At 60.6% G+C, this 15998-nt stretch carries 12 protein-coding genes; 3 read left to right on the top strand and 9 right to left on the bottom strand.

Annotated features, from left to right (window positions below; all coding sequences use genetic code 11):
* Positions 1 to 16 precede the first annotated feature (16 nt).
* Positions 17 to 538 (bottom strand): DUF3617 domain-containing protein, encoded by a 522-nt coding sequence (locus PMI27_RS13725; protein WP_008156692.1) that lies wholly within the window; start codon positions 536 to 538, stop codon positions 17 to 19.
* A gap of 131 nt (positions 539 to 669) precedes the next feature.
* On the opposite strand from PMI27_RS13725, the gene cls reads away from it, so the two are divergent.
* Positions 670 to 2109, top strand: a complete 1440-nt coding sequence (cls, locus tag PMI27_RS13730) for a cardiolipin synthase (RefSeq protein ID WP_008156694.1) — start codon at positions 670 to 672, stop codon at positions 2107 to 2109.
* Here cls and cfaB read toward each other — a convergent pair.
* The 5 genes from cfaB to hflK (PMI27_RS13755) all read right to left on the bottom strand — a co-directional run bounded on the left by cfaB (position 2106) and on the right by hflK (PMI27_RS13755) (position 9471).
* Entirely contained in the window at positions 2106 to 3293 is a 1188-nt protein-coding gene (gene cfaB / locus PMI27_RS13735; protein WP_008156697.1) for a C17 cyclopropane fatty acid synthase CfaB, read from the bottom strand. The two genes, cls and cfaB, sit on opposite strands and share 4 nt — an antisense overlap.
* A 226-nt stretch (positions 3294 to 3519) precedes the next feature.
* Entirely contained in the window at positions 3520 to 5430 is a 1911-nt protein-coding gene (locus PMI27_RS13740) for a cation-translocating P-type ATPase (protein WP_008156699.1), read from the bottom strand.
* A complete protein-coding gene (gene hflK / locus PMI27_RS13745; RefSeq protein WP_008156700.1) occupies positions 5427 to 6485 on the bottom strand; it encodes a protease modulator HflK in 1059 nt (352 codons plus the stop codon). Before hflK (PMI27_RS13745) ends, PMI27_RS13740 begins: the two co-directional genes overlap by 4 nt.
* Complete coding sequence (hflC, locus tag PMI27_RS13750; RefSeq protein WP_008156702.1) at positions 6482 to 7516, bottom strand: protease modulator HflC; 1035 nt, start codon at positions 7514 to 7516, stop codon at positions 6482 to 6484. Before hflC ends, hflK (PMI27_RS13745) begins: the two co-directional genes overlap by 4 nt.
* Positions 7513 to 9471 carry a protease modulator HflK gene (hflK, locus tag PMI27_RS13755; protein ID WP_033053432.1) on the bottom strand — a complete coding sequence of 653 codons (1959 nt, stop codon included), beginning with the start codon at positions 9469 to 9471 and terminating at the stop codon, positions 7513 to 7515. Before hflK (PMI27_RS13755) ends, hflC begins: the two co-directional genes overlap by 4 nt.
* A 215-nt stretch (positions 9472 to 9686) precedes the next feature.
* Between hflK (PMI27_RS13755) and lpdA the strand changes: the two genes are divergently transcribed.
* Entirely contained in the window at positions 9687 to 11087 is a 1401-nt protein-coding gene (gene lpdA, locus PMI27_RS13760; protein WP_008156705.1) for a dihydrolipoyl dehydrogenase, read from the top strand.
* A gap of 335 nt (positions 11088 to 11422) precedes the next feature.
* Here lpdA and PMI27_RS13765 read toward each other — a convergent pair whose 3' ends face one another.
* Positions 11423 to 11896 carry an Lrp/AsnC family transcriptional regulator gene (locus PMI27_RS13765; protein WP_008155731.1) on the bottom strand — a complete coding sequence of 158 codons (474 nt, stop codon included), beginning with the start codon at positions 11894 to 11896 and terminating at the stop codon, positions 11423 to 11425.
* 145 nt (positions 11897 to 12041) lie between these two features.
* Between PMI27_RS13765 and PMI27_RS13770 the strand changes: the two genes are divergently transcribed.
* Positions 12042 to 12671: a LysE family translocator gene (locus PMI27_RS13770; RefSeq protein WP_150113547.1), complete on the top strand. Its 630-nt coding sequence runs from the start codon at positions 12042 to 12044 to the stop codon at positions 12669 to 12671.
* 3 nt (positions 12672 to 12674) lie between these two features.
* On the opposite strand, the gene PMI27_RS13775 is transcribed toward PMI27_RS13770, so the two are convergent.
* Both PMI27_RS13775 and PMI27_RS13780 read right to left on the bottom strand, forming a co-directional pair.
* Positions 12675 to 14789 (bottom strand): hypothetical protein, encoded by a 2115-nt coding sequence (locus PMI27_RS13775; protein WP_008155728.1) that lies wholly within the window; start codon positions 14787 to 14789, stop codon positions 12675 to 12677.
* Positions 14776 to 15972 carry a DUF3142 domain-containing protein gene (locus PMI27_RS13780; protein WP_008155727.1) on the bottom strand — a complete coding sequence of 399 codons (1197 nt, stop codon included), beginning with the start codon at positions 15970 to 15972 and terminating at the stop codon, positions 14776 to 14778. Before PMI27_RS13780 ends, PMI27_RS13775 begins: the two co-directional genes overlap by 14 nt.
* Between the last annotated feature and the right edge of the window lie 26 nt (positions 15973 to 15998).

Raw genomic sequence — 15998 nt, 5'->3', positions numbered from 1 at the left:
GCCTGCTGGCGAGTTTTTAAGCTCTCGGCTTGACGGTCCCGCAATCCTGCCCCAACCACACGGCGCGGCTTTCCAGGCTACCCTTCTGCTGAATACCGGTAGCATTGAACGTGCCGTTAACCTTGGTGGTGAACTCACGATCACTGAGGAAAGTGGCGACACCGGCGCCCTGCGCTTTCGGACAGCTGAAGCGGAATTTCCACTGATTCCCGGTACGGTCGGTGATTTCCTGCTTGCAGCCCGACTGTGGATCGGTCAGCGGAATATTGTCTGTCTTCACCTGCTCCGGCGTCAGACAGGCCCGAATCCCTTTGCCGCCCATGGTGATGCCCTGCTTTTCGAGCTGCGCTCGCTGTTGAGGGGTCATCTGGCTCTGTATCTGGCCAAGAATCAGCTGCAAATCCGGGAGATTCTGGTCATCGACCTTCATGTTGCTTGTGGTCATTTCCCACAAACCGGGCTGCAACATCTGCGCCTGAGCGGCCACAGGAAGTGACAAACCAATAGCCATGGCCAAACCCAGCAGACGAACGTTCATCGAGTAACTCCTGATCATTAGTGGCTGTTAGACGTCAGCCAGTGGCTTCGGTTCATGGGCCAATTAAATAGCGACATTCTGCACGGAACATGGTCTGTTAAGCATTGAATCTTCAGGAGCAAGGCTGCCCCATGGATTACTTTGGACCGCATATTTTCGGCTACATGATTGCACTGCTACACACGCTGGGCCTGATCGCTGCCATTCACGCCGTGCTCACCGTCCGGACCGCCCAGGGATCGATCGCCTGGGCCCTGTCGTTGCTGTTTATTCCCTACCTCACGCTCATCCCCTATCTGGTCTTCGGCCGCAGCACCTTCGATGGTTACATCAAGGCTCGGCGCCAGGCCAACGAAGAAATGCGCAAGGCTATCTCCGAGCTCAACTGGCGACCCTGGGTAGAAGAGGCGCTGACCGCTCGCGCCTCCAATGCTTACGCGTCCTTGAGGGCCATGCCGAAACTGGGGCGCATGCCGTGCCTGGCGAACAACGAAGTGCGTTTGCTGATCGACGGCCAAGCCACCTTCAACGCAATATTTGAAGCCATCAGCAACGCGAAGGAAGCGGTGCTGATTCAGTTTTTCATCATCCACGACGATCGCCTCGGTCAACGCCTGCAAACCTTGCTGCTGAAGAAAGCCGCCGAAGGCGTGGCGGTTTATTTATTGTACGACCGCATCGGCAGCCATTCCCTGCCTCACAATTACGTGCAGCCGCTGCGCGATGCCGGCGTCGAAGTTAAAGCCTTTGCGACCCGCAGCGGCTGGCTCAATCGCTTTCAGGTCAACTTCCGCAACCACCGCAAGATTGTGGTAGTCGATGGAGTGCTGGGTTTCGTCGGGGGGCATAACGTCGGCGACGAATACATGGGCGAAAAACCTCCGCTGGCACCATGGCGCGATACCCATGTGCAAGTACGCGGACCGGTGGTGGCCTGCATGCAGGAATCTTTCGCTGAAGACTGGTTTTGGGCCGCCCGCTCATTGCCGCCGCTGATCCTGCCGGACGTTTACCCGGACGACGGCGTGCTCTGCCAATTGCTCGCCAGCGGCCCGGCAGATTCCTACGAAACCTGTTCGTTATTCTTCGTCGAAGCCATTCATGCAGCAACCGAACGGGTGTGGATCACCAGCCCTTATTTCATCCCCGACGAAGCTGTGTTCGCTGCGTTAAGGCTGGCTGTTCTGCGAGGCGTGGATGTGCGGCTGCTGCTGCCCTCTCGACCGGACCACCGAATCGTCTACGCTGCCTCCAGCCTTTATGCTTTCGAAGCCGTGCGCGCCGGTGTGCGAGTGTTCCGCTACGAGCCGGGGTTCCTGCATCAGAAAGTGGTGTTGATCGACAGCGAAATCAGCGCCATTGGCAGTGCCAATCTGGACAACCGCTCGTTCCGGCTGAATTTTGAAGTGATGTTGTTGACGGTCGACAGCGAATTTGCCGCCGAAGTGGAGCAGATGCTCAACGATGACTTCGCCCAGGCCCACGAGATCGCCAAAGAAGAAAGCCGGGAGACCCGCCGCCTGCAACAGGTCGGCATGCGGGTCGCCCGGCTTATCTCACCGATACTTTAAGGGTTGTAGATATCGTCGCGCGTCCATGGCAGTTCATGGCTGCCATCGGGGTGAGCTTTCACCGCAAGAATCTGATGCAGATTGATCCAGCCCTTGGCGAACGCGTAAGCGCATCCTGCCAGGTACAGCCGCCAGATCCGTAAGGCCTGCTCTGGCACCAGCCTGGAAGCCGCTTCCAGATTGTCTTCCAGGCGTTCGCTCCAATGGTCCAGCGTGCGCGCGTAATGCAGGCGCAGACTCTCGACATCGACAATCTCCAGCCCTGCTTCGCTGATCTCGGCCGAGATCATCGACAGATGCGGCAGCTCGCCATTGGGGAACACATACTTCTCGATGAATTCGCCGGCACCGCGCCCCACCGGACGGCCGTCGGTGTGTTTGGCGGTGATCCCGTGGTTCATCACCAGGCCACCCTCCTTCACCGCACCGAACAAGGTTTTGCAGTACTCGGCCAGATTGGCATGGCCAACGTGTTCGAACATGCCGACACTGACCACTTTGTCGAAGCGGCCGTCCTGCGGCAAGTCACGGTAGTCGAGCAGTTGCAGTTCGACCAGATCGTCCAGGCCTTCGGCGGTCACCCGTTCACGGGCAAGTTCCAGTTGCGCTTTACTGAGTGTGATCCCGAACACCTTCGCGCCAAACTCCCGGGCGGCATAGCGTGCCAGTCCACCCCAACCGCAACCGACATCCAGCAGGTATTCCCCTGGTTGCAGCCGCAGCTTGCGGCACAGGTGACGGAATTTGGCTTGCTGGGCTTGCTCCAGCGTTTCGCTGCCGGTCTCGAAATAGGCGCAGGAATACGCCATGTCACTGTCGAGCCACAGCTGATAAAACGCGTTGGAAAGGTCGTAGTGGTAGGAAATCGCCTTGGCGTCGGTTTCCTTGTCGTGGACAGTGCGCACCGGCTGACTGTCGTCGTCCTCGTTCAGCAACGCCTGGCTCCACTCATCGCAGACGCGGATCACGTCGCTGATGGAGCCTTCCAGCTCAAGTTTGCCTTCGACAAACGCCGCTCCTAGCGCGTCCAGGCTTGGGTGAGTGAACTGGGTAACCATTTGTGGGTCCTTGACCACAATAGTGACGCTGGGCGTCGGCCCCAGGTTGAATTCATGGCCGTCCCAGAGTCGCAGGCGTAGCGGCAACTGCAGATTCTGTAAGGCCGGAGGAAGGTGCGCGAGCATGGATAGTCCCTCTAGTTTCAGACGTCTGATGTGAGGGTAGACCATCCTTGAAAAATAGCTGGCTATCGAATTAATAGCCCTTTTTTATGATTCGTAACGCTCGAACCCACCGTCGCGAATTCACAAAAGTGATTGCCCTCACCTAGATGACTACGAATTCGTCATACAGTTCTGAAAACTTGAAATCGACCGCGATCGCGCTGTTTAGAGCATTTACCCGACGTACTCAATCCTCATCCTCAAGCTTGAGCAATGGTTCCTGAAAACGCAGTAAACGCCCGGCGTTCCCCAAGACCAGCAACGTGCTGAAGTTGTGCAACAGCGCGGCAATCATCGCGCCCGCAGCGCCAAGCCAACCGAAGGCGGCAAAGGCCACAATCGCCAGCGTCCAGCCCAGACCGATGATCACGTTAACCTGCAACGTGTGCCGGCATTGGCGACTCAAGCGCACACACGTGCCGAGTCGACGCAGGTCGCTGCCAATCAAAACGATGTCGGACGAAGCCAGCGCGATGTCCGCCCCGCCCGCGCCCATGGCCACGCCGACCACACCGGCCTTGAGCGCCAGCGAATCATTGATCCCGTCTCCCACGACCATCGGCCGGAAGCCGCTGCCGATTTCCTTCAGCACGCGATTGAGTTTGTCCTCGGGCAATGCTTGAGCTTCAACGTCGCTGATCCCGACATCACGCGCCAATGTGTGTGCAACGCTTTGCCGATCACCTGTCAGCAGCAACTGCCGGCCCAACCCCAATTCACGTAGCTCGCTCAAGGCAAACCGAGCCTCGGGTTTGACGCTGTCGGCCAGCAACAGCCAGGCGAGAAACTCACCGTTGAGCGCCAGCCCGGCAATCGGGCCATCGTGGTCGGGGACATTTGAAGTGGCGATACCCAATTGCGCGAACAACTCCGGACGACCGAGCGCCGCCTCGCCCTGCTCCGTCATCGCCACCACGCCCAGCCCCTGACGCTCGTGGATGTCGGAGAGCAGCAGAAAATGTTCCTGGGTGACCAACCCGGCGAGCGCGCGGCTGACCGGATGACTGCTGGCAGAACCAAGGCTGGCAGCAAGTTTAAGGACGTGGCTGCGATCCTCGAGCGGACTGTCGATGGATTGCAAACGCAAGGTGCCAAAGGTCAGGGTTCCGGTTTTGTCGACCACCAGTGACGTCAGGTCTGCCAACTCTTCGAGGAACGCGGAGCTGCGAATCAGAATCCCGTGACGAGCGGCCACGGCCACGCCGGCAATCGCCGTGGCCGGTGCCGACAACACCAACGCGCAAGGACAGGCCGCCACCAACACCGCGAGCATGGCCTGGGCATCGTTGGTGACGAACCAGGTCACGGCGGCCAGCAGCAACACCAGCACCATGTAGCTGCCGGCGTAGCGTTCCAGCAAACGCGTGATCGGCGGTTTTGAACGCTCGGCGCTTTGCATCAGCGCAATGACTTTGCCGAGGGTCGACTCATTGCCGGTGCGGGTCACCTCGATGCGCAGCAGACCGTCGAGGTTGATCGCGCCGCCGAAGACTTGCATGCCAGCGCCCGCCTCCATCGGCACCGATTCGCCAGTAATCGAAGCGGTGTCCAGGCTCGCCTGACCCGACAACACCCGACCATCCGCCGGCACTCGATCACCCGCGCGCACCTCGACGAGGTCGCCGGCCTTGAGTGTGCCGTTATCGACTTCGACGATGGAGCCATCGGCCTGAACTTTGCGCGCGTGGCTGCGAGTCAGTTTGCCGAGGGCGCGAATCGCCTCCTGGGAACCGATCACGCTGCGCTCTTCCAGCACGTGACCGAAGATCATGATGATCGGCAGCAACGCCGCGGTCAGCAGATCACCCGTGGCCCACGCCCCGAGCATGGCCAGGGCGATCAATTGATCAGTGATCCCGTGCAGGCTCGGATAACGCAGGCTGTACCAGGCTGAACGCATCACGGGCACGGCCACCAATAACGAAGCAAACCCCAGCAGCAATTGACTGACGCCCGTCTGCTCCGGCGACAACCAGCGCCAGGTCAGGCCGAGCGCGAGCAGGCCCAATGCGAGCATGGCCAGGGTCAATTGGCGGGCGGCGCTGCGTTGTTCAGCCGAGGACAACATGCTCGGTGCGGCGGCGGTTTGGGTGGTCATTGTGCAGCTCCCTGAATGATCAGGCGGGAATCGTCTTTCGGATTGACCGTGGTCACCGAACCGGCCTGACCGAGAATCTTCGGCATCCGCTCACGGTAGATGCGCAGCAGCATTTGCGGGTCGGTGCCCTGCTGCTGCGCCTTGGCCAGGCTCAATACCGTGGCTGTGTCCGCCGAGGCTTTGGCCAGCCGTTCGCTCGCTTGGGCGTGAGCGACTTGCAGCGTGCGATCGGCTTGTTCGTTGGCAGTCTGAGTCAGTTTCTCGGCTTCAGTACGAGCGTTGGCCACGGCTTTGTCGGCTTGTTGACTGGCGGTCAGAACAGCGTTGAAGGCGTTGACTGCTGGCCCGGGCAGACTCGATTGCACGTCGACTCGCGTTACCTCTATTCCTAATCCCTGCCCGGTCGCGGTCAGGTCAGCCAGGCGCTGATTGATGGCTTGCACCAGATCACCGCGCAACCGTTCGCGGCGTTCAGCAGCCTGACTATCGGCGCCGATCAGCTCCGGTCGAGCGACCAGAATAGTGTCCAGATCCCGTGCGGCAGTGAGGGTCACCGCACTGCGAGTCACCAATCGATCCAATGCCGGCAATACATGTTCGCCTTGAAGGACGAAGGCATACGGCTCGGTGACTTTGTAGAAAACACGCACATCCAGTTGCACCACGCCCGCATCACCGGTGAGCAAATAACCGGAGCCGGCGAGTGCATCGCTGATCGGTGTGGCGAAACTCGCCGCTCGATCTGCCTGCAACGCCGCATCGGTGCGCAGCAGATTTTCCACTCGTCGCTCAATTACCCGATCCGCCGCGGGCAACAAAATCACCTGCTCAAACGGGCGGGGCCAGGCCAATAGCAGACCCGCATTCTGGATGCGATCCAGCGCGCCGAAGTGCAACACCACCGCGCGATTTTGCGGATCGATCTGCCGCACATTGGAAAATGCCCAGACCAAAGCGGCCAGCACTGTCACGGCGTAAAGGGCCAAAAAAGCCAATCGCCCCGCCTGAATCCAGGGACTGCTTAACTCGTTTGTTCCACGTGGAACTAATTTCATGGCTGCGACCCGGCCTTGTTATCGAGGGTCGGCGGACCGTCAACCAACACCCGAAACGGCGCGGCGTCGGTGCGCAAAATCAGTTTTGTACCGGGCGTGACGATCGTGCCTAACGTGTCGAGGGAGCGCAGCAGGTTGTAGAGCTGTGGCGACCCGGCGTAGGCGCGGCCATAAATCTGTGCCGCTTCGACGCGCGATTGTGCTTCGATATCGGCAGCTTTCACGGTCGCATCGGCTTGTACGATTCGTGCATCACGCTCGGCCGCAGAACGGATTTGCGCCGCTTCGCGCTTACCGATGGCCGTGCGTTCGGTGGCGATTGTTTCACGCTCGGCACGCATGCGATCGACCGTAGCGGTGAGGGTTACCGACGGCAAGGTCAGGCGCTCGATGCCGACTTGCAGCACCCGCACGCCATAAGTGGTGAGCAGCTGCTGATCGATTTGCTGACGCAGTTGCGCTTCAAAATCAGCGATGTGTACTTGGTTGGCGTCGGTGTTCACCAGGTTAGCCAGATCAAAACTGCTGGCCGTGGTTTCCAGAGCCGACCCCACAAACGTGCGAATTTGCCGCGCCGCTTCGTCCGGTTGATTCTGTACGGCGCGCATGAAGCGTTGCACGTTGTCCGGATCGCCCTGAACCTGCCAGGCCACATAAGCCTGAACGATGATGCGCAAACCGTCCCGCGTACCCACATCCTGTAAACCACTCGAGGTCGTGCGCAGTCGCAGATCAACAGGAATCGCCGCTTCAAAAGGAGCAGGCCAACGCCAGCCAAGACCTGGTTCCAGCAATACCCGCGAAGGATTACCGAAACGCGTGATCACCGTCGCCTCCCCCGAACGTACTTGAACCAGACTCGCCGCCGCGATGGCGAACGCTACCAGCAACGCCGCCCAGCCCATTCGCCGCCATGGGAACGGGCCCGCTTCTTGGGGATCACCGTGGTGGTGATGGCCGTGATGGTGCCCGCCATGGCCGTGATCATGGCCAGTGTGGTCATCGTGATCGTGAGTGTGCGACTGGCTCAATTGGCAGCTCCTGGCTGAGCGGTTTTACGCGCCGGCGCAGCATCAGCCGGCAGCGTGAATGTACGGAGGTCGATGGTCGGCGCGTTGCTGCTGCCGCCCAGACGATGATCGAGCACCAGCAACCTGGCATTGGCCAAGCCCTGGGACAGCTGGCTGAAGTACTGCTCCAGCACGAAGGCCTGGCCGGCACTGGCATAGGCCTTTTGCTCGGCGCTGAACCTCAAGTCAGCTGCTTGGGCGGTGGCGTTGATTTCACGAGCGCTGGCCGTCGCTTGATCGCGAGCGATGCTGGCCTGTAATTGCGCCTGGTTGGTGGCTTCCGCCGCCGCCCCACGCTCGCGGGAAATCAATGCCTGGGCGCCAATCTGCGCAGCCTGGACGCCGTGATAAGCATTGGCGGCACCGGCCGGCGGATGAATTGCCTCGACCACAGTGGCGAGAATTTCCACGCCGCTGTCGAGTTTCTGCAGGTCAGCCTGTACCGCCCTACCAATTTCTTCGGCGAGCCCTACCCTGTCTTCACCGAGCAAACCGTCGAGGGTTCGCGAGGCGAAATCGTGGACCAGAATCCGGCTGGCGGTGCTGCGGATCAGTGTCGGGACATCAGCGCTGTTGTAGGTCGCGGCCAATGCCGCTTGATCGCTGAGGCCGATGCGATAGACGAAACGCACGTCCATGTTGACGATCTGGAAGCTCTGCTTGTCGGCTCGGCTGCTGGCAATGACTTGGGATTTGTCGTTCACATGGCTGGCGTCCCACAAGCGATTGGCAATCGCGGGCGCCGGGCCTTCGGCGGGTTCGGCCACGACCGGCGCCGGTGTGTCGCCAACACTGGTGGCCAACTCGTGGACCACACCGTTCTCGACGCTCAACACTCGACCCAGAGGCCAAGGCAAACCTGCGTGCAAACCGGGACCGAACACCTCCACCGGTTTGCCGAATCGCTCGTAGATGCCCCGCCCTTGCACGGGGATTTCGTGAATGCCGGTGAGCGACCAACCCACTATCGAGACCACGGCCAGCACCGGAAAAAATGCCCGACGCATGTAGGTGAAGGCCCAGATCTGCCGCAGGTCGATGCCGAAGCGGTTGTGCAGTTCGTGCTGCAATGCGAGCAAAGGTTGCGGCGGCCAGCGCAGCATGTCGGCGACAAAGCTGCGCGCCAGCAAGGCAGGTTCGAGTTGTTCGCGCTGCGGACTGAACAACGACAGCAAGGCGCGCAACAGCAGCTCGGCGGCGACCAACCCTGGCAGCAAACCAATCAGTACCGCCAGACGCACCGGCCAGACCGAGGTTTCGCCACCCAGCAACAGGCACAAAGCGCTGAGCACCAGACAGATGATCGCCACCCGTGTCAGTTGCGCCAACGACGCTGCTTCGGGCCATTGCGCGACGTTTTCCTGCGCCAGTTGTCGCTCCAGCACCAGCAAACCGAAGGCCAGCAACAAGGACAGCGCCGCACCGACACTGGCCGACAATCCCAGTGCGGTTGGCGCCAGTGCAAGGTTCCAGACCTGTTCGATGCTCAATAATGTCAGCAGCGACCAACCTGCAAGCCACAGCATCGGAGCGCCGATCTGCACCAGCATTCGCAGCCACCGCTGGCTGAGCCGATCCAGCAGCCGTTCGTACCAGCCCACCGGGGCAACGACTTCCTCAGCAACGACGACCTGCACGACCGGGTTCAACGCCCGCGCGCGCCACTGCGTCACCCACCAGGCTGATTGCAAACCGGCGACCAGCACCAGCAAACCGGCGCTCTGATTGACCAGCAACGCGGGCCAGAGCGACTGCGGCGCAAACAGCCCGACAAAAAACGCCAGCAACCAACCTGTCGCCGCCAGAGCGCCCAGACCGATTGCGAACTGACGCAATCGTCGCCCTTGAAAAACCGCCTGCTGGAAACGCGGCAGCCCGGCTACTTGCGTCCCATCGACATCGAGATCGACTTGCATACCACCCCAGTGTTTATCGTTGCTCATATCGCATTTCGTTACGATATAACGAAAGTCGTGAAATTTCCGTTCTTAAATGCTGTATCTAAAGGCGCTCAACCTGTCGCTTGGCTGAAGCCTTGACCGAAATGCTGCGGAACGCACATATTACGTTCGTAATTTTACCCAAAGACTACGTTTACCCATTCCGATCCGATTCACTCCAGGAGTACACCATGAGCATCTATGACGTCGTGATTCTGGGCGGAGGCCCCGGTGGTTATAACGCGGCGATCCGCGCCGGTCAGTTGGGCCTCAGAGCGGTTTGCGTCGAAGGACGCGCCACGCTCGGCGGCACCTGCCTGAACGTCGGTTGCATGCCATCAAAAGCGCTGCTGCACGCCTCCGAACTCTACGACGCCGCCATGGGCGCGGAATTCGCCAACCTGGGGATTGAAGTCAAACCTACACTCAACCTCGCGCAAATGATGAAACAAAAGGATGAAAGCGTTGCCGGGTTGACCAAGGGCATCGAGTTTCTGTTTCGCAAAAACAAAGTCCATTGGGTCAAGGGCTGGGGCCACATCGACGGGCCCGGCAAAGTGACGGTGACCGACAGCCAAGGCGAAAAGACCGAACTGAACACCAAGAACATCATCATCGCCACCGGTTCCGAGCCCACTCCCCTGCCCGGTGTGGACATCGACAACAAACGCATCCTCGATTCGACGGGCGCACTGTCACTGACTGAAGTGCCCAAGCATCTGGTGGTGATTGGCGCTGGAGTGATTGGTCTGGAGCTGGGTTCGGTGTGGCGGCGTTTGGGCGCTCAGGTGACGGTGATCGAGTTTCTCGACCGGATCTGCCCCGGTGTGGATGGTGAGGCCGGCAAAACCCTGCAACGTTCGTTAAGTAAACAGGGCATCAACTTCAAGTTGAGTTCCAAAGTCACCAGCGCCACTACCTCGGCGACCGGCGTTCAACTCAGCGTCGAGCCCGCCGCCGGTGGCACGGCCGAAACGATTGAAGCGGATTACGTGCTGGTATCCATCGGCCGCCGGCCTTACACCCAAGGCCTGGGGCTGGAGAACGTCGGCCTCGCCACGGATAAACGCGGCATGCTCGCCAACAAGGGTCATCGCACCGAAGCGGCTGGCGTCTGGGTGATTGGCGACGTCACGTCCGGGCCGATGCTCGCCCACAAGGCCGAAGACGAGGCCATGGTCTGCATCGAGCAGATTGTCGGCAAGGCGGCCGAGGTCAACTACGACCTGATCCCCAACGTGATCTACACCAAACCCGAACTGGCCAGCGTCGGCAAGACCGAAGAGCAGCTCAAGGCCGAAGGCCGCGCCTACAAGGTCGGCAAGTTTCCCTTCACCGCCAACAGTCGGGCAAAGATCAATCACGAAACCGAAGGCTTCGCCAAAGTGCTGGCCGATGAGCGCACCGACGAGATTCTCGGCGTGCACCTTGTGGGGCCAAGCGTCAGTGAAATGATTGGCGAATATTGCGTGGCCATGGAGTTCAGCGCCTCCGCCGAAGACATTGCCCTGACCTGCCATCCACACCCGACCCGCTCCGAGGCCTTGCGCCAGGCGGCGATGAATGTGGAGGGGATGGCGACGCAGATGTAGGGCTGGAGTTGGCGGTGACGGGTCTACCGCTATCGCGAGCAGGCTCACTCCCACATTGGTTTTGTGAACGCCACAGATCAAATGTGGGAGGGATGGCGACGCAGATGCCTGGAGGTTGGCGGTGGCGGGGCTACCGCCATCGCGAGCAAGCTCGCTCCCACATTGGTTTTGTGAACGCCACAGATCAAATGTGGGAGGGATGGCGACGCAGATGCCTGGAGGTTGGCGGTGGCGAGTCTACCGCTATCGCGAGCAGGCTCACTCCCACATTGGTTTTGTGAACGCCACAGATCAAATGTGGGAGTGAGCCTGCTCGCGATTGGGCCGACTCGGTCTCAGCCCGGTAAATGCTCCAGCGGCAACGCCCCCGGGGTCTTCACCGTATGAATCGCAAAGTTGCTGCGGATGTCGCTCACACCCGGCAATTTCAGCAAACGCCCCGTGAGGAAACGGTCATAGGCGCGCAGGTCCGGCACCACCACTTGCAGCAGAAAATCCGATTCCCCTGACACCAGAAAGGCCGAAATCACTTCGGGCAACGCGGTTACGGCCAGGCGAAAGGATTCGGCCTGCTCATCGTTGTGCCGTTCGACCTTGACCCCGACAAACACCGTCAGCCCAAGCCCCACTTCGTCGCGATCCAGATTGGCCTGGTAACCGCGTATCACCCCGGCTTCTTCGAGCATCCGAACCCGACGCAAACAAGGCGAGGCGGACAGGCCGATCTCGTCAGCCAGTTGCACATTGCTCAGGCGACCGTCCCGTTGCAGGGCGGCGAGAATCTTGCGGTCGTAGGCGTCGAGTTTCATGGTTTGGCAGATCCTGATGGTTTACCTGCAATTGAGTGGCAGGTTATGCCAACCAGAAGCATTTTAGAAGCGAACTACGCAACCACCTGCCCTGCCCTTCAGCCATAGACTGACCGTACCGAATCGACAACGAATGGGGTGCAACGTGGCAGGACTCTGGGTGTTTTTCATGGCGCTGGCGGTGGTCTATCTGTTGCCGGGCCCGGACATGATCCTGTTGTTGCAGACCGGTGCCCGTCAGGGCAAAGGCGCGGCGCTGGCGACTGCGGTGGGTCTGGGCGTTGCCCGTGGTTGCCATGTGGCGTTGGCAGCGCTGGGGTTGGCGGCACTGTTCAAGGCTGCGCCCTGGACGTTCGACGTGGTACGCCTGGCCGGGGCCGCCTATCTACTGTGGATCGGCATTCAATGCCTGCGAACCACCATGCTGCCGAGTTTGAACGGAGCAGACGCCACCACCGAGAAACCTCGCTGGCGCGCAGCGATCCAGCGCGGTTTGTTGACTAACCTGCTCAACCCCAAAGCATTGCTGTTCTGCTCGGTGCTGCTGCCGCAGTTCATCGATCCACACGCCGGGCCAGTGCTCGCGCAATTTGCGACCCTCGGGATTGTGCTGGTCGGTGTCGGCTTGCTGTTCGACAGCGCTTACGCACTGACCGGCGCAGCGCTGGGCCGTTGGCTGCAACGCAGTCCTTCGGCCCAGCGCCTGCAGCAATGGCTGTTTGGCAGCCTGTTGATCGGTTTCGCCGTGCGGCTGACCTTTGTGCAACAGGCTTGAGCCTTACCGAGTCCTGCGGCGGCGATTGATCAGCAACAGCGCCGCTGCCGTGACGGCTATCACACCACCAAACTGCAACGGCGTTTTGTAAGGCCGCAGTTGCGCGCGCACGGCGTCGGTAACCTGGGTCACATAGCGCTTGTCGACGTTCTGAAAGTCCGGGTGATGGCATTGATGACCAAAATCACCGGCCCAAACCACATACGGCCCTTCCTCGACATAACGACGGTAGAACGCGCTTTGCTCTTGCAGACTGGTGCCCCACGACGAAGCCTGGCACAGCACCGAAGCAAACGCCTGACTGCTGTGGGGCAGATGATCAGCGGCCTTGCTCGCCAGCGCCGTGGCGACAAAACGGTAGTGGAAACGCTCATCAGGCTGCGCCACCGTGGCTTGCTGGCGCTGCACTTCCCCCTCGGCCATCAGCGGTCCAACCTTCAGCTCGGGCGCTTCCAGACTGTAATTGCCACCGAAGGTCGCGTAATCCGGGGACAGCTCGTAGCCCAACAATTCCATTCCGTCGAAACGGGCCAGTGTCGCTGCATGGTAGTAAGCGAATGCCCGTTTGGTCGGCCACCATTTTGATTCGGCGTCGTGGCGCAACTGCCCGTACCACGTGGCCTTGGCCTGCAAGTCGGCGTTATCGAAATACGCTGGTGCTTCGTCATACCGCTCTTCGCGCAGCAAGCGTCGCCCGAGCAAATTGCGCAGTTTCGCCGCCACCGGTAACTGCACATAGTTATCGCGATCCTGCTGAGTCAAAGGTGGCGGTGCCGGCACTTGAGTGTCGACGTATTGCTTGAGCTCATCGACGGTCAACACCCGCTCGGCGACCGTGGCGGCGTCGAACCAGTAGATATCTTTACTGCGATAAAGCTGATCAAACGCTTGCAGATAATCCCCGCGTTGCAACGCCAGGATCGCGCTTTCCCCCTCGACCCGGCACTTGGGCTGAAGCGTTTCGAAGTCCCAGTCTGGCGTGCGCCGCTCACCCCACGACTCATTCTGCGGGAAGGCCTGGGCAGCCTTGGCGTACGCCGCGGCAGCCGCGTTTTTATCGCCATCGCGCACGGCCAGTTTGGCCCGCAACCACCACGCCAGTCCGCCATCACCGGCGTGTTCGAGGAACGCCTTGGCGCTGGCGTAATCACCCTGTTGATAATTCACCGCCGCCAGGCGATCAGCGTTATCGAGGCTACCGCGAGTGCTGTTTTGCAGCAGTTTGATCAGTTTCAATTCGTTCGGCGGTTGATCACCGAATGACCAGCCCAGTCGGCTGATCAAGGACGCAGTCACCAGTTGCTGTACCGGTTTACCCTTGAGCAACACGGCCAGTTGATCCTCCGGCAGCGCCGCGAGGTCGGCTACCAACAGTTTCAGCGAGGTATAACCCACCGCCGAACCCTGAAGGTTTTGCGTGGCGTAGAGTTCGATGGCGCGGTTCCAGTCGCCGGCCGTGCGGGCGACGCGGGCTTCTTCGCCGAGGCTGGCGACGCCCAGTTCCAGAGGGTCACTGAAGCCGTCGATGCTCAGCTGGCGGGTCTGCTCGAAGGCCTTTCGAGACTGAGCCAACAAGTCAGGGCCAGCGTCCGCTTCGGAGCTCATGGCAAATAGCGCCCGACCTGACGAATAAGCCGCCCAGGTGCTGCGCAACGCCCGTTGATCCGCCGGCAATGCCAGCACCTTTTGGAAGTACTCGGCTGCCAGTCCATGATCACCGGCATTGAATGCCACAGCGCCGGCCAGATAAAGCGTGAGCTCCGCCGGCAGGCTCGCGCCCTGACTCTCGACCGCATGCGCATCGGTCAGGCTGCGTAACTGTTTCACCAGCGTTTGCTGCTCAGCCGTCAAACCGGATTGCTCAGCCTTATCCCGCTGTTCTGCGTAGTCGGGCGCATCCATGTTATAGGCAGTTTCGGTGACGTTCTTCAGCCCGACGACCGCATGCCCGAGACGACTGATTTCAAATCTGAAGTTGCCTTCCGGCAGCTCCGCCAGCGACTGGCCGCGGTTGTCCAGCAAACGCATCGGGAAATCCGGCCCGCAGGCCAGCGCCGAACCCAGCGGCAGGCTGAGGCTCAGGCAAAGCAGATGACGGGGCCAGTTACGGGTCAACATTCGAACCTCCTTGATCAATATGTGCGCAACGAGCCCAACCCATGGCGCGCTGCCCGCCGGCCGGTATTCGACCCTCGCGCAGGCGGGTGAAGGTAAGCAGATCCGGACGCTGTTGCAATGCATAACCGGCCAGCGCATCAGCACCGTCACAGCCTTGTACCGCGAGTGTCAGGCGTTCGGGCCAGGCGCTGTCGAGGTTGCCCTGATTGCTGAGGCTGATGTCATAGAGGCCTTCTTGCGCGGAGAGTTTCAACGCCAGTCGACTGTCGAGGGCATCGCCACGCGCCACGGCGCCCAGGGTCGTCAGGCTCCAGGCCCGGCGGTCGCTGGCCAGCGGCAGACGAAACCAGATCAGGCCCGCCAGATGCGTCGGCGGATCGTTGCGCAACTCGGACCCGAGCCGGCTCAGTTGCTGCGGGTCGGCGAGCAATTCCCGGCGCTTGCCGCCCCGTTCGATCGGCACTTCGCTTTCCACTACCGGCGCACCGGCGGCGCCCGGCAACAACGCAACACCGTAGGCCGGCAGCGCCAGATAGAAAGGTTTGGAAGTGATACGGCTCCAGGCCTTGGTCCATTGTCGGGCCTGATCCGGGTCGAACAAGCCATGACGCGGATCGCTCACCGCGTGCACCTGCAATACGCTGCTGTCGACTGTGGATAACAATGCCGGCAATTCGGGACTGTCGAGCCAGGCCGGCAACGCGGTGATGCTCAGTGGAATAGAGGCCGGCAAAACCGCGCGCAAGTGCGTAAGAAACTCGCGGTAGGCCGGTAGCCGAGCATTACCGGCATCGTGGTCGATTTCCACGCCGGAGAGATTCAATCCCTGCCCTTGCCAATCGCCGAGCACCTGCTGAATTTGCGTGGTGACTTCATCCCGATTCAGCGACTTGAGCTGGCCATCAAGACGAATCACCGCGATCAGCGGCCGACCATCACGTTTAAGCAACGCCGGGTCAATCCGCGCCCGGCTCCAACCCGCCTCGGGGAATGCCTGCAAGGCCAGCACCCGCAGGGTGGAAAAGTCAGCGCGGCTGTCCCTCAACGCCGCGTTGTGGGCCGGTGTCCATTGCCGTTGCCAGACGTAGAGTTGCTGATCGAGCGGCGGCGCGTCCTGTCGTTCGCAACCGTTGAGCAATGCCACCGCGACAATCAACGCCGACAGACGAGCGAAAAAATACATACCGAATCTGATCCCTTATCGCAGCG

The sequence above is a fragment of the Pseudomonas sp. GM41(2012) genome, from assembly GCF_000282315.2.
In the GTDB taxonomy this organism is placed as follows: domain Bacteria; phylum Pseudomonadota; class Gammaproteobacteria; order Pseudomonadales; family Pseudomonadaceae; genus Aquipseudomonas.
Note: the sequence above shows the minus strand (reverse complement) of the source record. Positions and strands in the feature narration are given on the sequence as shown.

Excerpts from the sequence above, each read along its gene's own strand:
- PMI27_RS13725 (WP_008156692.1), bottom strand. The coding sequence starts at position 538 with ATGAACGTTCGTCTGCTGGGTTTGGCCATGGCTATTGGTTTGTCACTT.
- cls (WP_008156694.1), top strand. The coding sequence starts at position 670 with ATGGATTACTTTGGACCGCATATTTTCGGCTACATGATTGCACTGCTA.
- cfaB (WP_008156697.1), bottom strand. The coding sequence starts at position 3,293 with ATGCTCGCGCACCTTCCTCCGGCCTTACAGAATCTGCAGTTGCCGCTA.
- PMI27_RS13740 (WP_008156699.1), bottom strand. The coding sequence starts at position 5,430 with ATGACCACCCAAACCGCCGCCGCACCGAGCATGTTGTCCTCGGCTGAA.
- hflK (WP_008156700.1), bottom strand. The coding sequence starts at position 6,485 with ATGAAATTAGTTCCACGTGGAACAAACGAGTTAAGCAGTCCCTGGATT.
- hflK (WP_033053432.1), bottom strand. The coding sequence starts at position 9,471 with ATGCAAGTCGATCTCGATGTCGATGGGACGCAAGTAGCCGGGCTGCCG.
- lpdA (WP_008156705.1), top strand. The coding sequence starts at position 9,687 with ATGAGCATCTATGACGTCGTGATTCTGGGCGGAGGCCCCGGTGGTTAT.
- PMI27_RS13765 (WP_008155731.1), bottom strand. The coding sequence starts at position 11,896 with ATGAAACTCGACGCCTACGACCGCAAGATTCTCGCCGCCCTGCAACGG.
- PMI27_RS13775 (WP_008155728.1), bottom strand. The coding sequence starts at position 14,789 with ATGTTGACCCGTAACTGGCCCCGTCATCTGCTTTGCCTGAGCCTCAGC.
- PMI27_RS13780 (WP_008155727.1), bottom strand. The coding sequence starts at position 15,972 with ATGTATTTTTTCGCTCGTCTGTCGGCGTTGATTGTCGCGGTGGCATTG.